The sequence below is a fragment of the Streptomyces sp. NPDC033131 genome, from assembly GCF_055578365.1.
The window spans coordinates 18,180-37,416 of the sequence record NZ_JBVIPA010000044.1; the positions used below are offsets into that span (position 1 = coordinate 18,180).

Consider the following 19,237-nt stretch of genomic DNA (forward strand, 5'->3'; position numbering starts at 1 on the left):
CCGCGATGGCGACAGCGACCACGTACGGAGCCCGCGCCCATGCCCGCGCCCAGGAGGGCACGCGCACCGGGGCCATGCCCGTCGTACCGGCCGGCACCTGGCCGAACCCGCCCTGCGAGGCGGGTCATCTGGTGTGGGCCGAGACGGTGGCGGGCGGCAACTACACACACCGGGTGCTGGCCCGCGGCACCGAACTGCGCCTGACCGACCCGCACGGCGACGCCTGCGCGCACCTGCTGCTGTTCGCCGCCGACCGGCCCTGGGAACGGCTCAACGTCGCCGACACGGTGAAGGTCCAGTGGAACGCCTACCTCGGCGAGGACGGGCTGCTCCTCTCCGACCAGGGCCGGGTCCTCGCCTCCGTGGTCTCGGACACCTCCGGCCGGCACGACGCCCTGTGCGGCACCTCCACCCTCGTCCGCAACTGCGGGCGGTACGGCGACGGCACTCCGCAGAGCCCGTCCCCGGCGGGACGTGAGCTGTTCAAGCTGGCGGCCGCCAAGAACGGTCTGGAACCCCGCGACCTGCCGCCGTCGCTCTCCTTCTTCCAGGGCGTGGAGGTCCGCGAGGACGGCGCCCTGGACTTCACCGGCTCGGCCGGCCCCGGCGGCAGCGTGACGCTGCGCGCCGAGCAGGACGTGACGGTCCTGGTCGTCAACGTGCCCCACCCGGCCGATCCCCGCGCCGAGTACGTCAGCACCCCGCTGGAGGTGCTCGCCTGGCGCGCCGAGGCCACCCGTCCGGGCGACCCGCTGTGGGAGGCCACGCCCGAGGGCCGCCGCGCCTTCCTGAACACCGCCGAGTTCCTTGCCGCCAGGGGGATCGCATGAGCACGACCGTCGTTCCCGCACGCGCCGCCTGGTCGTCCGTGATCCGCGCCGGCGAGACCCTCACCGTCACCGACCTGCACGGCAACCAGGCCGTCGACTTCCTCGTCTACGACGCCCACGACACCTCGGTCCGCTACAGCGCCCCCGACACGATCCACGCGCAGGGCAGCATCTTCCTGACCACGGGCAGCGTGCTGCTGTCCAACGAGCACACCCCGCTGATGACCGTCCTCGCCGACGACGTGGGCCGGCACGACACGGTCGGCGGGGCCTGCTCCAAGGAGTCGAACACCCTCCGGTACGGCCATCACACCTGGTCGCAGCACGCGTGCGTGGACAACTTCCTCGCCGAGGGCGCGCGCCACGGCCTCAGCAAGCGGGACCTGGTCTCCAACATCAACTGGTACATGAACGTGCCGGTCGAGAAGGACGGCACCCTCGGCATCGTCGACGGCCTGTCCTCCCCGGGCCTCGAGCTGAGCCTGCGGGCCGAGCGCGACGTCCTCGTGCTCGTCTCCAACTGCCCCCAGATCAACAACCCGTGCAACGGCTTCGAGCCGACGGCGGTGGAGATGACGATCACCGAGGCGGGCACCGCATGACCTTCGACACCCTCCTCGTCGCCAACCGGGGCGAGATAGCCGTCCGGATCATCCGCACCGCACGCGAACTCGGCCTGCGCACGGTCGCGGTGTACTCCGATCCGGACCGCTCCGCCCCGCACGTCCGGCTCGCCGACGAGGCGGTGCGGCTCGGCCCGGCGCCCGCCAAGGAGTCGTACCTCGACGCCGACCTGGTGCTGAAGGCGGCCAAGGACACCGGCGCGGGCGCGATCCACCCCGGTTACGGCTTCCTGTCCGAGGACGCGTCCTTCGCACGCCGCTGCGAGGACGCCGGGATCGTGTTCGTGGGCCCGGCACCGGAGCAACTGGAGCTGTTCGGGGCGAAGCACACGGCCCGGGCGGCGGCCCAGGCGGCGGGGGTGCCGCTGGCGCCGGGGACGGGTCTGCTGGCGTCACTGGACGAAGCACTCGCACAGGCCGCCGAGATCGGCTATCCGGTCATGCTCAAGGCGACCGGCGGGGGCGGCGGAATCGGCATGTCGGCCTGTCACCGTGCCGACGAACTCGCCGACGCCTGGGAGCGCGTGCAGCGCGTCGCCGCCGCCTCCTTCTCCTCGGCCGGCGTCTTCCTGGAACGCCTGGTGGAGCGCGCCCGCCATGTCGAGGTGCAGGTCTTCGGCGACGGCGAGGGCAGGGTCGTCACCTTCGGCGACCGGGACTGCTCCCTCCAGCGCCGCAACCAGAAGGTGCTGGAGGAGGCCCCGGCACCGGGCCTGCCCGCCCCCGTACGCGAACAACTCGCCGTAGCAGCACGCGACTTGTGCGCCTCCGTCGACTACCGCTCGGCCGGAACCGTCGAGTTCGTCTACGACGCCGCCCGCCAGGAGGCGTACTTCCTGGAGGTCAACACCCGCCTCCAGGTGGAGCACCCGGTCACCGAGGAGATCTACGGCGTCGACCTGGTCGCCTGGATGCTGCGGCTGGCGCGCGGCGAGCAGGACGTCGTCCGCGACCCGGGCACCCCGCGCGGCCACGCCGTCGAGGCCCGCGTCTACGCCGAGGACCCCTCACGCGACCACCGCCCCAGTGCGGGCCTGTTGACACGGGTCGAGTTCCCGCCGGGCGTGCGCGTCGACGGCTGGGTGGAGACCGGCACCGAGGTCACGACGTCGTACGACCCGATGCTCGCGAAGGTCATCGCGTACGGCCCGGACCGGGCACACGCCCTGCGCCGACTGGACGAGGCGCTGGCCCGCACCCGCGTCGACGGCATCGAGACGAACCTGGGCCTGGTACGGGCGGCACTCGCGAACCGGGACTTCACCGCGGCCACGCACTCCACCGCGACGCTCACCTCCGTGAGCGATCCGACTCCGCGCATCGAGGTCGTCGCCGGCGGCACCCTCACCACCGTGCAGGACTGGCCGGGCCGCACCGGCTACTGGCAGGTGGGCGTACCCCCGTGCGGACCGATGGACGACCTGTCCTTCCGGCTCGGCAACCAGGCACTCGGCAACGCGGAAAGCGCCGCCGGCCTCGAATGCACCCTCCAGGGCCCGACGCTGCGCTTCACCCACCCCACCACCGTGTGCGTGACGGGCGCACCGGCCCCGGTCACCGTCGACGGCACGCCGGTCGCGCGGTGGGAGCCGGTGACGGTGCCCGCAGGGGCCGTACTGGAGATCGGCACCCCTTCCGAGCACGGCCTGCGGACGTACGTCCTGTTCGCCGGTGGCCTCGACGTGCCCGCCTTCCTGGGCAGCGCGAGCACCTTCACCCTGGGCCGGTTCGGCGGCCACGGCGGCCGGGCGCTGCGCACGGGCGACGTCCTGCACGGCGGGACGACCGTGCAGGGCACGCCGGTCCCGCAGACGGACCGCCCGGACTTCTCCGCCGTGTGGCACGTCAAGGCCGTCGAAGGCCCGCACGCCGCACCGGAGTTCTTCACCGAGGACGACATCCACGACTTCTACGCCGCCGAATGGAAGGTGCACTTCAACTCCGCGCGCACGGGCGTCCGTCTGGTCGGCCCGAAGCCGCGCTGGGCGCGCACCGACGGCGGCGAGGCGGGCCTGCACCCGTCCAACATCCACGACACCCCGTACTCCGTGGGAGCCGTCGACTACACGGGCGACATGCCGGTGCTGCTCGGCCCGGACGGCCCCTCCCTCGGCGGGTTCGTGTGCCCGGCGACGGTGATCAGCACCGAACGCTGGAAGCTGGGCCAGCTGCGCCCGGGCGACACCGTGCGGTTCACGCCGGTCGACGTGGCGGGCGCCCTGCGCCCCACCATCGTGGACGGCGGCATCCTCGCCCGGGACGGCGAGGTGACCTACCGCCGCAGCGGCGACGACAACCTCCTGGTCGAGTTCGGCCCGATGGAGCTCGACCTCGCCCAGCGCATGCGCGTCCACGCACTGATGGAGGCGGTGGCCGAACAGGGCCCGGAAGGCATCACCGACCTGACGCCGGGCATCCGCTCCCTCCAGATCCAGACGGACCCGCACCGCCTGCCCCAGCACGAACTCCTCACCGCCGTAAGGGAGATCACCACCAACCTCCCCCCGAGCGACGAACTGGTGGTCCCCTCCCGCACGGTCCACCTCCCCCTCTCCTGGGACGACCCGGCGACCCGCGAGGCGATCGCCCGCTACATGACGGGCGTCCGCGACGACGCGCCCTGGTGCCCGTGGAACATCGAGTTCATCCGCCGCGTCAACGGCCTGGAGTCGGTGGCGGACGTGTACGACACGGTCTTCGACGCGGAGTACCTCGTCCTCGGCCTCGGCGACGTCTACCTGGGCGCCCCGGTCGCCACCCCCCTCGACCCCCGCCACCGCCTGGTGACCACCAAGTACAACCCGGCCCGCACCTGGACGGCCGAGAACTCGGTCGGCATCGGCGGCGCGTATCTGTGCGTCTACGGCATGGAGGGCCCCGGCGGCTACCAGTTCGTGGGCCGGACGACCCAGGTCTGGTCGGGCTGGCAGCAACGCGGGGCCTTCGAGCCCGGCTCCCCCTGGCTCCTGCGCTTCTTCGACCGGATCAAGTGGTACCCGGTCGACGCCGACGAACTGATCGACCTGCGCGCCGACATCACGTCCGGCCGCTTCGTACCGCGCATCGAGGAGGGCACCTTCTCGCTGGCCGAGTACCAGGCCTTCCTGGCGAGGAACGCCGAGTCGATCGACGAGTTCAGGTCCCGTCAGCAGACGGCGTTCTCCGCGGAGCGGGACGCGTGGGAGGCGGCGGGCGAATTCACCAGGGCGGAGGCGGCGGCCGCTCCGGCCGCTCCGCCGGCGGAGGTGACCGTCCCGCCGGGCGGCCGCCTGATCGAGGCCGAATTCGCCGCTTCCGTCTGGCAGTTGAATGTCCAGCCGGGTGACGAGGTGACGGCCGGACAGCCGCTGCTCGCCCTGGAGGCGATGAAGATGGAGTCCAGGGTGCACGCGCCGATGGACGGCGTGGTCGCGGAGATCCTGGTCAGGCCCGGGGACCAGGTGGAGGCGGGGGCGTCACTTCTGGTCCTGGCCCTCGCCGCACAGTGAAAGAGGAACCAGAAATGTCCACCACCCTCTCCCGCGTCCGCGCCGCCTACGCCCGCATCGAAGCGGTCGACCGCCCCGAGATCTGGATCGACCTGCGCCCACAGCCGGAGGTCGAGGCGGAGGCCCGCACGATCGACGAACGGGTCGCCGCCCACGAACCGCTCCCCCTCGCCGGACGCCTGCTCGCCGTCAAGGGCAACATCGACGTGGCCGGCCTGCCCACCACCGCCGGCTGCCCGTCGTACGCCTACCACCCCGAGGCCGACGCCCCGGTCGTCGCCCGCCTGCGCGCGGCGGGCGCGATCGTGCTGGGCACCACGAATCTGGACCAGTTCGCGACGGGCCTGGTCGGCACCCGCTCCCCGTACGGAGCCGTCCGAGGCGCCCTCGACCCGACGAGGATCAGCGGCGGCTCCAGCTCCGGCTCGGCCGTGGCGGTGGCCCTCGGCATCGTCGACCTCTCCCTCGGCACGGACACCGCGGGCTCCGGCCGCGTCCCGGCCGCCTTCAACGGGATCGTCGGCCTGAAGCCGACCCGCGGCCTGGTCCCGACCACGGGCGTGGTCCCGGCCTGCGCCTCCCTCGACTGCGTGACGGTCTTCGCCCGCACCCTCCCGGAGGCAGAGCAGGCACTCGCCCACATGGCCTCCCCGGCCGACCGCGACCTCCCACCGCTCCCCCAGCGAACGCCGGGCCCATGGCGGATCGCGGTCCCGCCACGCCACCAGCTCGGCGACCTGGACGACGGCTGGGCACAGGCCTACGAGGCCACGGTGACCCAACTCGTCCAGGCGGGCGCATCAGTGCAGGAACTGGACCTCGGCCCCTTCACCGAGGCCGCCGCGATGCTCTACCAGGGCGCGTTCGTAGCCGAGCGCTACACAGCAGTCGGCACCTTTGTCGACAAGGCGATGGCCGAGCAAGACACCTCCCTCGACCCCACGGTCGCCGGCATCATCACCCGCGCCCGTGACATCCCGGCCCACCAGCTCTTCGCCGACACCGACCGCCTGACGGCCCTGCGCACCCGCGCCCGCACGGAACTCGCAGACGCGGACGCCCTCCTCCTCCCCACCGCCCCCGGCCATCCCACCCTCGCCGAGGTGGCCGCCGACCCGCTGGGGGCCAACGCCCGCCTGGGCCGCTTCACCAACTCCACCAACCTCTTCGACCTGGCGGCGGTCGCCGCCCCCGCCGGAGAGGTCAACGGCCTCCCCTTCGGAGTGATGCTGATCGGCCCGGCGTTCACGGACGAACGCCTGGCCCGGATCGCCGCCCTGCTCCAGCCGGAGACGCGTCTGGCGGTGCTGGGCGCCCACCTCTCCGGCCAGCCTCTCAACCCGCAACTCCTCGCCCTGGGCGCCCGCCTGGACCGTACGACCACGACCGCACCCGCGTACCGCCTGCACGCACTGGCCACACAACCGCCGAAGCCGGGCCTCGTCCACGTGGGCGCAGGCGGTTCCGCGATCGAGACAGAGGTATGGCGCCTCCCCGCGGAAGCCCTGGGCAGACTCCTGACCGCCCTCCCCCGCCCGATGACCCTGGGCAGCGTGGAACTGGCGGACGGCAGCCGACTCCCCGGCTTCCTGTGCGAACCGGACGCTCTCACGGACGCCGAGGACATCACGTCGTACGGCGGCTGGCGACCATACCTGAACCGCTGACCGCCCCACCCACCCGCACCCGCGTACGGCGACAAAAGACCACGTCTCCAGCCACGGACATCAGCCCCACCCACCCGCACGGCGTACGACGGCAAAGGGACCGCGTCTCCAGCCACCGACATCAGCCCCACCCACCCGCACCCGCGTACGGCGGCAAGGGGCCGTGTCGGGGGGTGTCCGCCCGCAGCGGTTGGCGCGTCAACGCCGGCACCTCGGCAGGCAACCGATTCCGCGCCGTTCCGAGGACGGACACCCCCCGACACGGCCCCGACCACCCCCCGCCACCAGGCGCAGGGCGCAGGGCGCAGGGCGCAGGGCGCAAGGCGCAAGGCGCAAGGCGCAAGGCGCAAGGCGCAAGGCGCAAGGCGCAAGGCGCAAGGCGAAGAGGACTCACCCCACCGACGAGTAAGCGACAACCCCCCGCAGCAGCTCGTCAACGGCCTTACGCGCGTTCTTCGCGACCGTAGACCCCTCCGCATGCGCGGCGGCCGAGATCTGCCCCAGCACATCGATCACCTGCTTGCACCACCGCACGAAGTCACCCGCCGGCATCTCCACCTCGCGCAGCACTTCGTCGAGACCCTTCCCGGAAGCCCACATGTACGCCGCCCAGGCGAAGCCGAGGTCCGGCTCGCGCTGGCCCACGCCCTCCGTCTGGGTGATCCGGAAGTCCTCCTCCAGCGCGTCCAGACGCCCCCAGATCCGGACCATCTCGCCGAGCGCGGCCTTCGCCTTACCCGAGGGCACCTTGGGCGCCATGGCGTCGTCGGAGACCCGGGACTCGTACACCAACGCCGAGACACAGGCGGCCAGTTCGGCAGGGGCCAGCCCCTCCCACACACCGGCCCGCAGGCACTCACTCGCCAGCAGATCCAGCTCGCCGTACAGCCGGGCCAGCCGCTTGCCGTGCTCGGTGACCTCGTCGGCGCGCAGATAGTCCAGCTCGGTCAGCAGCGCGACGATCCGGTCGAACGTCCGGGCGATGGTGTTCGTACGCCCCTCGATGCGCCGCTCCAGCTGCGAGGTGTCCCGCAGCAGCCGGTGATAGCGCTCGGCCCAACGCGCGTGATCTTCCCGGTCGTTGCAGCCATGGCAGGGGTGCGCGCGGATGGCCGTGCGCAGCCGGGCGATCTCCCGGTCGTCGGCGGCCTGGGACCGCTTCTTGCGGGCCCGCTCCGGCGGAATGTGCCCGGCCTTGGTGCGCAGCGCGGAGGCGAGGTCCCGACGGGACTGCGGGGAGCGCGGGTTGAAGGACTTCGGGATCCGCATCCGCTCCAACGCCTCGACGGGCACCGGGAAGTCCATGGCCGCGAGCCGCTTGACCTGCCGCTCGGAGGTCAGCACCAGCGGACGCGGTCCGTCGTGGTGCTCGAACCCCCGATGGCCGTTCGACCGTCCGGCCGGCAGCCCCGGGTCCAGCACCAGCGCCAGGCCCGCGTACTTGCCGGTCGGGACGTGGATGACATCCCCCGGCTTGAGCTTCTCCAGCGCGACGGCGGCCTCGACGCGCCGCTGGCTGACGCCCTGCCGGGCCAGCTCGGTCTCCCGGTCCTTGAGTTCGCGGCGCAGCTGCGCGTACTCCTCGAAGTCGCCGAGGTGACAGGTCATGGAGTCCTTGTAGCCGTCCAGCCCCTCCTCGTTGCGCTGCACCTGCCGCGAGATCCCGACCACCGACTTGTCGGCCTGGAACTGCGCGAAGGACGTCTCCAGCAGCTCCCGCGAACGATGCCGCCCGAACTGCTCCACCAGATTGACCGCCATGTTGTACGACGGCTTGAAGCTGGAGCGCAGCGGATACGTGCGCGTGCCGGCCAGTCCCGCGAGGTGTTCGGGGCTCATGGCACGCTGCCACAGCACGACAGCGTGGCCCTCGACGTCGATGCCTCGCCGGCCGGCACGGCCGGTCAGCTGGGTGTACTCGCCGGGCGTGATGTCGGCATGCTGCTCGCCGTTCCACTTGACGAGCTTCTCCAGCACCACGGACCGCGCGGGCATGTTGATGCCCAGTGCCAGCGTCTCGGTCGCGAACACCGCCTTGACCAGGCCGCGTACGAACAGGTCCTCGACGACCTCCTTGAACGTCGGCAGCATGCCCGCATGGTGGGCCGCGATGCCACGCTCCAGGCCCTCCAGCCACTCGTAGTAGCCGAGGACGTGCAGATCCTCCGTCGGGATGGAGGCCGTGCGCTCCGCGACCAGGGCGCGCACCTTCTCCCGCGCCTCGTCGTCGTTGAGCCGCAGGCCGGCGTGCAGGCACTGCTGGACGGCGGCCTCGCAGGCGGCACGGCTGAAGATGAAGGTGATGGCGGGCAGCAGGCCCTCGGAGTCCAGCCGTTCGATGACCTCGGGCCGGCTCGGTGTCCAGATGCGGGAGCGCTGCCGGCGTTCCCGCTCGCGGTCGGCTTCGCGCATCGCGCGGCCGCGTTTGCGGTCCTGGTACGACGGCCGGCTGGCCTCCATCCGGGCCAGCCGTGAGAGGTCGGGATTGACGGCCTTCTTGTGGCCCTCACCCTCCTCGAACAGGTCGTACATCCGCCGCCCGGCGAGCACGTGCTGGAACAGCGGCACGGGCCGGTGCTCGGAGACGATCACCTCGGTGTCGCCGCGCACGGTGTCGAGCCAGTCGCCGAACTCCTCGGCGTTCGACACGGTCGCCGACAGCGACACCAGCGTGACCGACTCCGGGAGGTGAATGATCACTTCTTCCCATACGGCCCCGCGGAAGCGGTCGGAGAGGTAGTGCACCTCGTCCATGACCACGTACCCGAGACCGAGGAGGGTCTGCGAGCCCGCGTACAGCATGTTCCGCAGCACCTCGGTGGTCATCACGACCACCGGGGCGTCCGAGTTGACGCTGTTGTCGCCGGTGAGCAGGCCGACCTTGTCCGCGCCGTAACGACGGCACAGGTCGGCGTACTTCTGGTTCGACAGGGCCTTGATGGGTGTCGTGTAGAAGCACTTCTTGCCCTGCTGCAGGGCGAGGTGGACGGCGAACTCGCCGACGATCGTCTTGCCGGAGCCGGTCGGCGCGGCCACCAGGACGCCCTTGCCCGCCTCGAGCGCCTGACAGGACTCGATCTGGAAGGGGTCGAGGCCGAAGTCGTACATCTCGCGGAAACCGGCGAGCGCGGTGGCCTGCTCGACAGCGCGCCTACGTGCTGCCGCATACCGCTCGGCCGGTGAGAGGTCCTCTGTCATCGTGCTTTCGAGACTACCGGGCCCCACTGACAACAGGACGATCATTATCCGGATCCGATGACGATAAACATGCAATTCCCGCAGCTCACGGCCCTAGGATCCGGACGGCGGCCGGCATACAGCGCGCGGTCAGCGGCAACGGCCCGAGCGGCTCGCCGTCGGCGTACCCGGTGATCCCCTGTGCGGCGATCTCCACCTTGGCCGCCCGCAGCACGGTGACCTTCGGGTGGTCGACGTGCCGGCCCCGGTACACCGCGGGGAACACCCTGAGCAGCGTCGTACGGCTGCAGTCCCCGACCACCGTGACGTCGAACAGTCCGTCGGTGAGGTCGGCGCCCGGGCAGATCCGCATGCCGCCGCCGTACGAGGACCCGTTGCCGACGGCCACCAGGGTCGCCTCGGTCTCCGTGACGTCACCGTCGTCCAGCGTGATCCGGTACGGATACGGGCGGAAGGCGGCGAGTTCGGCGAGCATCGCCAGGTCGTACTTGAGACGCCCCGTCGGCCATCGCATGCGGTTGCCGCGGTCGTTGACCCGGGAGTCGAAACCGCAGGCGAGGACCGTGCCGAACCACCGGCCGTCCACCCGGCCGAGGTCGATGTCGCGCAGCCGGGCGCCCTTGAGGGCGTCGGCGATCAGGCGGCCCGCGGCGGCGGCGTCACGCACGGGCAGACCGAGGGCGCGGGCGAAGTCGTTGCCGGTGCCGACGGCGACCAGGCCGAGCGGGGTACGCGTTCCGGCGACGGCCTGCAGAGCCAGATTCGCCATTCCGTCGCCGCCGACGGCGATCAGGGCGCCGGTGCCGTCGGCGACGGCGGCACGCGCGCGTGCGAGGGCGTCCTCGGCGTTCACGCCGACGACCGTACGCACCGAGAAGCCGGCCGCCCGGACAGCCGAAGCGGCCGGCTGCGCCGCGTGGGCGCCCCGGCCGCGACCCGCGGTGGGGTTGACGAAGAGGGTGATCTCGCTGGTCACGCCACGGACGTTACAAGTGCGGCCGACTCGGTCAGGTCACGTCGTCATAACCGTTGACCCGTTCCGCGCTCGCCTGCTCGGGCAGTGCCCGGCTGGCCGAGACGGTTTCCACCTCGCCGACTTCCTCGGGGGTGAGGTCGAGCTCGGAGGCCTCGTCGTCGGCGGGGCCCTCGGCCTCGCGCCGAGCCCGGCGCCTGTCATTGGCGAGAGCGATACCGGTCGCCATGAAGTACATGATCCAGATGGGGCCCGCCAGCGCCAGCATGGAGATGGGGTCCGTGCTGGGGGTGGCGATCGCGGCGAAGAGCGTGATGCCCATGATCATGCCGCGCCACCAGCCGGCCATCTTCTTGCCGGAGAGGACGCCACCGAAGTTCAGCATCACCAGCAGCAACGGCAATTCGAAGGAGAGACCGAAGACGATGATCATCCGCATGATGAGCTGCAGAAGGTCATCGAGGGGAAGCTGGTTGTCACTTCCGATGATGGAGAATTCCAGCATCACCGTCGCCATCTTGGGCAGCGACCAGTACGCGAAGTACGCCCCCGTGAGGAACAGCGGGAATCCGGCACCCACGAAGGCGAGGCCGTACTTCTTCTCGTGCCGGTGCAGACCCGGCGCCACGAACGCCCAGAGCTGGTAAAGCCACACCGGGGTGGCGAGCACCACGCCCGAGGACAACGACACGGTCAGAGCGAGCGTGAACGGGCTGAGCAGACCGTTCTGCACGATCCGCGCGCACTCGGTGTTCTCCGTGTTCTCCGCGAGTTCGGCGAAGCTGTAGTTGCACCCCACCGCTTCCAGAATGGGGTCCGTGAAGAACTGAATGATGTCCTTGTAGAAGAAGGCGGCGATGACCGTGGTGACAACGATCGCCAGCAGGCTCTTGACAAGGCGGTTGCGCAGCTCACGAAGGTGCTCCCCGAGGGGCATCCGCCCCTCGGGATCCTTCTCCTCTGTGCGGGCAGACTTCAGCAACCCACGTTCCCATCTCGTGCAGCGGGCCGGAGGTCACCGGCCCTGCGTCAGCGCTTGGTCGTGTCCGTCGGCTCGGTGACCGGGCGCGAGCTCGTCACGTCACCGGGAGCGGCCTGGATGGTGCGCTGGACGGGGGGCTGCTGGTCGTCGTGCGGCGGGGCCGCGGGAGCGGACGCGTTGTCCTGACCCTCGGACTTCATCGCCTTGGCCTCGCTCTTGAGGATCCGCGCGGACTTGCCGAGCGAGCGCGCCATGTCCGGAAGCTTCTTGGCGCCGAACAGCAGGATGATGACGACGAGGATGAGAATGATCTCGGGGGCGCCGAGCCTTCCGAACATAAGTCTTTACCTTCTCACCGAGGCGGCTGGGGTGGGGAGCTGTCCGACCGGTCGGACATGTGTCCGATCGACCGTGCTGACAGCGATCGTAACGCTCAGGGGTAAACGCCTGGCAATCCCTGTGCGTACTCCCGGTCAGCGGTCCGGGCCTCGTTCTCCGGGCCGCGACGAGCAGCGTACCTGGCGGAACCACCAAGTCGACAGGGCGAAGTGGCCCAAAGCGCATCACACCCGTAACTCACAGAGACCACACTGGACGACTCACAGTGAGTCCACGGAGCGCGCCGCGCTCATGGAGGCACGCTCCAGATCCTCCGCGGCCCGGTTGATGCGCCGCGCCGAGTCCGTGACCTGCCTGCCCAGGCGCTGAGCCTCCAGGAAGACCCGTACGGCGAGCACACCGAGAACGGCGAGACCCAGAAAACCCACAGCTACCGCGAACATCGGCCAGAACATGATGCCGAGCCTAGAGGGTCGGATGGAGCCGCAAGGTCCTGACCCCGCCGCCCGTCAGCAGCTCGACGATCCGCTCCCCCGCCGGTTTGCGGACGACCGTCGAGCAGTCGGGGCAGGTGAAGGAGTAGAAGGTCGTACGGCTCGTGGCGCCGATGGCCAGGCGCAGGGCGCTCGCGGCGAGCTCGAAGCGGCCCCGGCAGTCCGGGCAGCCCGCCCTGAACGTCACCGGGGTCACGTTCCGCATCCCGGCGAACGCGGCGGCCACCGTGACTGCCGCGCCCGGCGTCGACGACTCGCTCAAAGCCCCTGCTCCTGCCTGTCGCCCTGTCCGTCGTACTGCCCGTCGTGGACCACCGGCGCTCCGGGAGCGCCGTGCGCCTCGATCCCGTCGTACGCCGCCAGCGCCTCGCGGGCCGCCTCGCGGGCACTGTCGGCGAGGTCGCGCGGCGAGACGATCCGGCCGTCCCGCCCGAGCCGCAGCGCCAGCCGCTTGAGCGACGCCGGTTCCGGGGTCCGCAGGGTGATACGCAGCCCGCCGTCCGGAAGTTCATCCGAACTGTCGTGCGGGTAGTACTCGGCGACCCAGCGTCCGCCGGGGCCGACCTCGACGACCACCTCCGGATCCTCGGCGGCGGGCTGCACCAGTCCCTCGGACAGGTCCCGCAGCTCGACCTCGGGCGGCGCGGACGGCTCGTCGAGGATCTTGATCTCGGCGACCCGGTCGAGCCGGAAGGTGCGGCGCGCCTCGGAGCGGCGGCACCAGGCCTCGACGTAGGTGTGACCGACGCTGACCAGCCGGATCGGGTCGATCTCGCGCTCGGTGACCTCGTCGCGGGCGGGCGAGTAGTAGCGGATCCACAGACGGCGTCGCTCGGAGATGGCCCGGTCGACGTCCGCGAAGACGCCGCCCTCGGACTCGAAGGTCACCGACAGCCGGGAGCTGGCCCCGGCCTGCTCGCCGGCCGCGGCCTCCACCTTGGCGGTGGCCCGCAGCAGCGCCTGCCGGTCGCTCTCGCGCAGGCCGGGCAGCGTGGACACCGCGCGGGCGGCGACCAGGAGAGCGGTGGCCTCGTCGGCGGCGAGCCGCAGGGGCTCGGCGACGTCATCGGGGTTGTGCCACCAGATGCGCTCGCCGTCGGTGTCGATGTCGAGCAGATCGCCACCGCGGAAGCTGGTACCGCACATGGGCAGCACGTCGAGGTCCGAGACCAGCTCGTCCTCGGTGATCCCGAAGGCCCGGGCCACGTCCTCGACCCGGGCGCCGGGACGCTCCCTCAGATACGTCATCAGGGAGAGCATCCGCCGGGTCTGGTCGATGGCGTTCGCCGGCCTGGCCGGTTTTCCCACCACGTTCTTACGCCCCCTCAGCCCTTGGCCACGGCACGTAGCCGGTCCAGCACGTCGGCCCGCAGCTCGGCGGGTTCCAGGACCACCACGTCCGGACCGAACTCCACCAGCCAGGCGTCCAGACCGTGACCGTACGGAATCTCCAACTCGTCCCAGCCGTCCCCCAGTTCCCGGACCGAGACGGCCTTGGCCCGCAGGGGGTAGCCCGCCTCGGAGCGCAGCCGGATCAGCGCGGAGCGGTCGGCGGTCTCGCCGGCCCAGCTCGCGACGGTCTCACGGACGGTGACGACGTCGGGCACGGGGGCGGTGTAGCGGGCGCCGCGGGTGCGCACCTTGCCGGTGATCCGGGACAGCCGGAACACCCGCTCGGCGCTGCGGTCGCGGTCCCAGCCCGCGAGGTACCAGTGGCCGCGCCAGCATTCCAGCGCCCACGGCTCGACGTGCCGGGGCTCGGGACGGGCGGCGGTGGCCTTGCGGTAGTCGAAGACGACCGGGCGGCGGTCGCGGCAGGCCAGCATCAGCGGCTCGAACGCGGCCTCGTGCACCGGGATGCGTGGTTCCAGTGCGCCGTGGGTCTCGTACGGGTCGAAGTCCTCGGGGAGTCCCGCGGCGCGCAGCTTCTGCAGGGCGCCACTGGCCGCGCCCGCGAGCCGGGCCTGTTGCCACACCTTGGCGGCCAGGCCCAGGGCCGCGGCCTCCTCGGCGTCCAGGGTGACGGGCGGCAGGCGGTTGCTGTCGCGGCGGGCCAGGTAGCCGATCTCGCCGTCCAGGTTCTCGACGGTCTCGATGACCAGGCCGAGTTCGCGCAGATCATCCTTGTCGCGCTCGAACATGCGGTTGAAGGAGTCGTCCGACCCGGCTTCCAGGTAGGCCTCGATGGACTCACGCAGCTCGCGCTTGCTGAGCGGCCGCCGCGTCCCGAGCAGACACAGCGCCAGGTTCATCAGTCGCTCGGCCTTGGCAATGGCCATCGGCGCCCTTCGCCTCCCTATGGTGCTTACGGACGATGACCGTACCGCCCCGAAGTGGCGCGGCAAAAGCCGAGGGCCCATGCCCGGACAGGCATGGGCCCCAGGTGGTCGAGACCGGTCTGCGGCGATCAGACCCCGAGGAGGTCGACCACGAAGATCAGCGTCTCACCGGGCTTGATCGCCGGGGTCGGGCTCTGGTTGCCGTAGGCGAGGTGGGCGGGGATGGTCAGCTGGCGGCGGCCGCCGACCTTCATGCCCTGCACGCCCTGGTCCCAGCCCTTGATGACCCGGCCGCCACCCAGCGGGAAGCGGAACGGGGTGCCGCGGTTCCAGCTGGCGTCGAACTCCTCGCCGGTGCTGAAGGCAACGCCGACGTAGTGGACGGTGACGGTCTGGCCGGCCTGCGCCACCTCGCCGTCGCCCTCCCAGATGTCCTTGATCTCCAGCTCCGCCGGGGGCTCGCCACCCGGGAAGTCGATCTCGGGCTTGTCGATGCTCACGTCTCTAGCTCCTGCTTGTGTACGGAAAGGCAACGGGCACAGTCTTGCATCTCGGCGGGATCACATCTTCGCGAGGATGTCGACCGAGAAGACCAGCGTGGAGTCCTTCTTGATGCCGCTGTCGGCCGGCGGGCTGTCGCCGTAACCCAGGTCCGGAGGCACGACGACGAGGACGCGGCTGCCGACCTTCTTGCCGGTGAGCCCCTGCGACCATCCCTTGACGACCTGCTGGAGCGAGAACGACGTCAGCGCCTTGCGGCCGTACGTCGAGTCGAATTCCTTGCCGGAGTCCCACAGAACGCCCTTGTACTGCACGAGCACGGTGTTCTCGGCGGTGACCTTCTCGCCGTCGCCCTCGATGACGTAGTTCGCGACCAGCTTCTTCGGCGCGTCGCTCTTGGGGACCTCGATGGAGGGCGCCTTGCCGTCGGTGTTGGTGCCGACCTTCGGCACGTCCACGTTGTCCTGCGCGACGTTCGTGCCCTTGGCGGAGCTCTTCGCGTTGAAGGTCTCCAGCAGGTCGATGACGAACACCAGCGTGTCGGTGCCCTTGATGCCGCCCTCCGCGTAGCCCTCCTTGCCGTACCCCCAGGTGGGCGGGGTCGCGAGCTGGACGCGGCTGCCGGTCTTCTTGCCGGTCAGGGCGTACCGCCAGCCGTCGATGATGCTGCCCGCGGCGAGCTGGATGAGCAGGGGCGTCTTGCGGTCGTAGGAGTTGTCGAAGACCTTCGCCGTGTCCCAGATCTGACCGAGGTAGTTCGCCTGGATGTAGTCGTTCTCGGCCGCCGTGGTGCCGGTGCCCGGGATGATCGTCTTCACCGCGAGGTCCTTGGAGGGGGCGCCGCTGCCCTTGGCGACCGTCGGCTTCTCGCCGAACTTGGCGCCCGCGGTGATCGCCGGCAGTGGCCCGTCGACGATCTTCGGCGCCGGGACGGGTCCCGAGGCCGACGCCGAGGGCGACGCGCTGTCGCTCGCCTCACTGGAGCCGGACTCGTCGTCGCCGCATCCGGCGAGCGTGACAAGTCCTGTGGGTACGGCGATGAGGAGTGAGCGTCGGCGCACAGTGGGGGCCTCGTAATCGTCGATCTTGTTGATGGCGTGCGCGCAACTCTACGGCGTGAGAAGGGCGCCGTACGTGAAACGTACGGCGCCCGTGTTGCGTTCCGGACGTTCCTCCGGAACGGGTTGCTCACATTCCTGCGATCAGCTTCTCCACCCGCTCGTCCACGGACCGGAACGGGTCCTTGCACAACACCGTTCGCTGCGCCTGGTCGTTGAGCTTGAGGTGGACCCAGTCGACCGTGAAGTCACGGCGCTGTTCCTGCGCCCGCCGGATGAAGTCGCCGCGCAGTCGCGCCCGAGTGGTCTGCGGAGGAACCGACTTGCCTTCGAAGATCTTCAAGTCGTTGCAGATCCGGGTGGCTTGGCCCCTCTTCTCCAGCAGGTAGTACAGGCCACGCCGGCGGTGGATGTCGTGGTAGGCGAGGTCTATCTGCGCGACCCGCGGGTGGGACATGGTCATGTTGTGCTTGGCCCGGTACCGCTCGATGAGCTTGTACTTCATGACCCAGTCGATCTCGGTGCCGATCCGGTCGAGGTCCTCGGCCTCGATCGAGTCCAGCGTGCGGCCCCACAGCTCCAGGACCTGTTCCACGGTGCCGGTGCGGATGCCGCGGCGCTCGCAGAAGTCCACGGCCTTCTCGTAGTACTCGCGCTGCACCTCCAGGGCGGAGGCCTCGCGGCCGCTGGCCAGGCGGACCTTGCGGCGGCCGGTGATGTCGTGACTGACCTCGCGGATCGCCCGGATCGGGTTCTCCAGGGTGAGGTCGCGCATCACGGTGCCCGCCTCGATCATGCGCAGCACCAGGTCGGTGGCGCCGACCTTGAGCAGCATGGTCGTCTCGGACATGTTGGAGTCGCCCACGATGACGTGCAGGCGGCGGTAGCGCTCGGCGTCGGCGTGCGGTTCGTCGCGGGTGTTGATGATCGGCCGGGAGCGGGTCGTCGCCGAGGAGACGCCCTCCCAGATGTGCTCGGCCCGCTGGCTGACGCAGTACACCGCGCCCCGCGGGGTCTGCAGCACCTTGCCGGCGCCGCAGAGAAGCTGCCTCGTGACGAGGAACGGAATGAGGATGTCCGCGAGCCGGGAGAACTCCCCGTGCCGGGCCACCAGATAGTTCTCGTGGCAGCCGTAGGAGTTGCCCGCCGAGTCGGTGTTGTTCTTGAAGAGGTAGACGTCGCCCGCGATTCCTTCCTCGTGCAGGCGTCGTTCGGCGTCCACCAGTAGTCCTTCGAGAATGCGCTCGCCCGCTTTGTCGTGGGTGACCAGTTCGGTCACGTTGTCACATTCGGGTGTCGCGTATTCCGGATGTGATCCCACGTCGAGATAGAGGCGGGCGCCGTTTCGCAGAAAGACATTGCTGCTGCGGCCCCATGACACGACACGGCGGAAGAGGTACCGCGCCACCTCGTCGGGAGACAGGCGCCGCTGTCCCCTGAACGTACACGTGACGCCGTACTCGTTCTCCAGCCCGAAAATGCGGCGGTCCATGAGTGAACATTACGCCCGATCCCCCGAGCTGAAACGGGGTTCGACGGCACGGTTTGGATCATTTTCCGATGAAGACGCAACAACCGCTCCCCCGGCGGACGCTGCGAGGACCCGTCCGGTGGCCAGCAGAACCAGCAACGACACGCCTCCTGCGGCGCCCGGCATGACGAAGCCCCACAGGGCCCCGCCCGCCTCGACGACCGGACCCGCGAGGCCCGTTCCGAGGGACGCGCCCACGGTGAACGTCGTCACGAGCCAGGAGAACGCCTCGGTGACCGTCCCGCGCGGGGCGTGCCGGTCCACCAGGAGGAACGCGCAGGCGATGGCGGGCGCGAGGAAGACACCGGCGAGGACCGTCAGCAGCGTCATGGCGACCGCGCCCGGCATCAGAGTGAGCGGCAGGTAACACACCGCCAGGAAGGCCACCAGGACCTGCAGTCTCCGGGCGGGCTCGCCGGTCCACTGCCGCGCTCCGTAGAACACGCCGCCGATGAGCGCGCCCAGGCCGATGCCCGCCATCAGCCAGCCGTACACCGCGTCACCGCCGTTGTCGTCCGCGTACGACACCGAGGCGACGGTGATGGAGCCGAGCGCGATCCCGACGAAGAGCAACGCGCCGAGGAGCGCGAGAAGGCCGGGCGACCTGAGGGCGCCGAGCCAGTGCGCCTCGCGCGGCGCCGAGCGCCACGCGCGCGAGGGCGGCGAGACGACCACCCAGAGGGCGCCCAGCACGCCGACGACGTTCAGGACGAGCAGCGCCGCCTGTGCCGACCAGAGCGCCGTGCACAGGGTCACCAGCAGCGGCCCGACGGTGAACAGGATTTCCTGGGCGACCGCGTCCATGGCGTACGCGGTGTGCACCTGGTCCTCCTTGGCGAGGACGTTGGGCCACAGCGCCCGCAGGCCGCCCTCCAGGGGCGGCGTGAAGAGCCCGGCGGCCGCCACGGCGGCGTAGGCGAACGGCAGCGGGTCGGTGCCCGTGAAGGCGAAGACGGCCATCGCGAGGGCCGACAGAAGCGCGGCGGGCAGCTGGACGCGCGGCTGGCCGTGCAGGTCCACCAGCCGCCCGAGCACCGGCTGGCCCACGGCGTTGGCCACGCCGTAGGCGGCCGCGAGCCCGCCGGCCAGGCTGTACGTGCCGCCCTCCGCGCGCACGAACAGCACGATCGCGATCGCGGCGGTGGCGTTCGGCAGCCGCCCCACCAGCGTGCCGGCGAGCAGCCGGACGGCGTGCCTCGCCCTGAGGATGTCCAGGTATCCCGCGACCATGTCCCGCCCTTTGCTCGCCCGGTGCGTCCGGTGCGCCCGGTGAC

General features: G+C 70.7%; 16 protein-coding genes. 4 read left to right on the forward strand and 12 right to left on the reverse strand.

All coding sequences use genetic code 11. From position 1 onward, the window contains the following. Window positions 1-5: 5 nt before the first annotated feature. From ACZ5XS_RS37800 to atzF, 4 genes are read left to right on the forward strand one after another with little or no spacing between them, the layout of a single operon-like run. Window positions 6-830 carry an urea amidolyase associated protein UAAP1 gene (locus tag ACZ5XS_RS37800; RefSeq protein WP_468659185.1) on the forward strand — a complete coding sequence of 275 codons (825 nt, stop codon included), beginning with the start codon at window positions 6-8 and terminating at the stop codon, window positions 828-830. After that, window positions 827-1,432, forward strand: a complete 606-nt coding sequence (locus ACZ5XS_RS37805; RefSeq protein WP_468659187.1) for an urea amidolyase associated protein UAAP2 — start codon at window positions 827-829, stop codon at window positions 1,430-1,432. The genes ACZ5XS_RS37800 and ACZ5XS_RS37805 overlap by 4 nt, the downstream gene beginning before the upstream one ends. After that, window positions 1,429-4,941 (forward strand): 5-oxoprolinase/urea amidolyase family protein, encoded by a 3,513-nt coding sequence (locus ACZ5XS_RS37810; RefSeq protein WP_468659188.1) that lies wholly within the window; start codon window positions 1,429-1,431, stop codon window positions 4,939-4,941. Before ACZ5XS_RS37805 ends, ACZ5XS_RS37810 begins: the two co-directional genes overlap by 4 nt. A gap of 14 nt (window positions 4,942-4,955) precedes the next feature. Beyond that, complete coding sequence (gene atzF / locus ACZ5XS_RS37815; protein ID WP_468659190.1) at window positions 4,956-6,608, forward strand: allophanate hydrolase; 1,653 nt, start codon at window positions 4,956-4,958, stop codon at window positions 6,606-6,608. A gap of 390 nt (window positions 6,609-6,998) precedes the next feature. Here the strand turns inward: atzF and ACZ5XS_RS37820 are convergent, their stop codons facing one another. The 12 genes from ACZ5XS_RS37820 to ACZ5XS_RS37875 all read right to left on the reverse strand — a co-directional run bounded on the left by ACZ5XS_RS37820 (window position 6,999) and on the right by ACZ5XS_RS37875 (window position 19,193). After that, window positions 6,999-9,851, reverse strand: coding sequence for a DEAD/DEAH box helicase (locus ACZ5XS_RS37820; protein WP_468659192.1), 2,853 nt, complete (start codon window positions 9,849-9,851; stop codon window positions 6,999-7,001). Window positions 9,852-9,891: 40 nt separating this feature from the next. After that, entirely contained in the window at window positions 9,892-10,782 is an 891-nt protein-coding gene (locus tag ACZ5XS_RS37825; RefSeq protein ID WP_468659194.1) for a diacylglycerol kinase, read from the reverse strand. 31 nt (window positions 10,783-10,813) lie between these two features. Continuing rightward, on the reverse strand, window positions 10,814-11,761 hold the full coding sequence (gene tatC, locus ACZ5XS_RS37830) for a twin-arginine translocase subunit TatC (protein WP_468659196.1): 948 nt from the start codon (window positions 11,759-11,761) through the stop codon (window positions 10,814-10,816). Between the two features lie 47 nt (window positions 11,762-11,808). Beyond that, window positions 11,809-12,099: a Sec-independent protein translocase subunit TatA gene (gene tatA, locus ACZ5XS_RS37835; RefSeq protein ID WP_383864993.1), complete on the reverse strand. Its 291-nt coding sequence runs from the start codon at window positions 12,097-12,099 to the stop codon at window positions 11,809-11,811. Window positions 12,100-12,360: 261 nt separating this feature from the next. Next, the gene (locus ACZ5XS_RS37840) at window positions 12,361-12,555 is read right to left on the reverse strand and encodes a hypothetical protein (protein ID WP_266442604.1); all 195 of its coding nucleotides are present in this window, start codon (window positions 12,553-12,555) and stop codon (window positions 12,361-12,363) included. A 10-nt stretch (window positions 12,556-12,565) separates the two neighbouring features. Continuing rightward, window positions 12,566-12,856, reverse strand: a complete 291-nt coding sequence (locus ACZ5XS_RS37845) for a hypothetical protein (protein WP_468659198.1) — start codon at window positions 12,854-12,856, stop codon at window positions 12,566-12,568. After that, on the reverse strand, window positions 12,853-13,905 hold the full coding sequence (locus ACZ5XS_RS37850) for a helix-turn-helix transcriptional regulator (RefSeq protein ID WP_468659200.1): 1,053 nt from the start codon (window positions 13,903-13,905) through the stop codon (window positions 12,853-12,855). Before ACZ5XS_RS37850 ends, ACZ5XS_RS37845 begins: the two co-directional genes overlap by 4 nt. Window positions 13,906-13,919: 14 nt before the next feature. Further along, on the reverse strand, window positions 13,920-14,873 hold the full coding sequence (locus tag ACZ5XS_RS37855; RefSeq protein ID WP_468659202.1) for a helix-turn-helix transcriptional regulator: 954 nt from the start codon (window positions 14,871-14,873) through the stop codon (window positions 13,920-13,922). A gap of 128 nt (window positions 14,874-15,001) precedes the next feature. Next, window positions 15,002-15,373 (reverse strand): FKBP-type peptidyl-prolyl cis-trans isomerase, encoded by a 372-nt coding sequence (locus ACZ5XS_RS37860; protein WP_210922268.1) that lies wholly within the window; start codon window positions 15,371-15,373, stop codon window positions 15,002-15,004. 60 nt (window positions 15,374-15,433) lie between these two features. Continuing rightward, window positions 15,434-16,435 (reverse strand): FKBP-type peptidyl-prolyl cis-trans isomerase, encoded by a 1,002-nt coding sequence (locus tag ACZ5XS_RS37865; RefSeq protein WP_468659204.1) that lies wholly within the window; start codon window positions 16,433-16,435, stop codon window positions 15,434-15,436. A gap of 127 nt (window positions 16,436-16,562) precedes the next feature. Continuing rightward, complete coding sequence (pafA, locus tag ACZ5XS_RS37870) at window positions 16,563-17,924, reverse strand: Pup--protein ligase (RefSeq protein ID WP_468659206.1); 1,362 nt, start codon at window positions 17,922-17,924, stop codon at window positions 16,563-16,565. Between the two features lie 9 nt (window positions 17,925-17,933). Beyond that, entirely contained in the window at window positions 17,934-19,193 is a 1,260-nt protein-coding gene (locus ACZ5XS_RS37875) for an MFS transporter (RefSeq protein WP_468659208.1), read from the reverse strand. Between the last annotated feature and the right edge of the window lie 44 nt (window positions 19,194-19,237).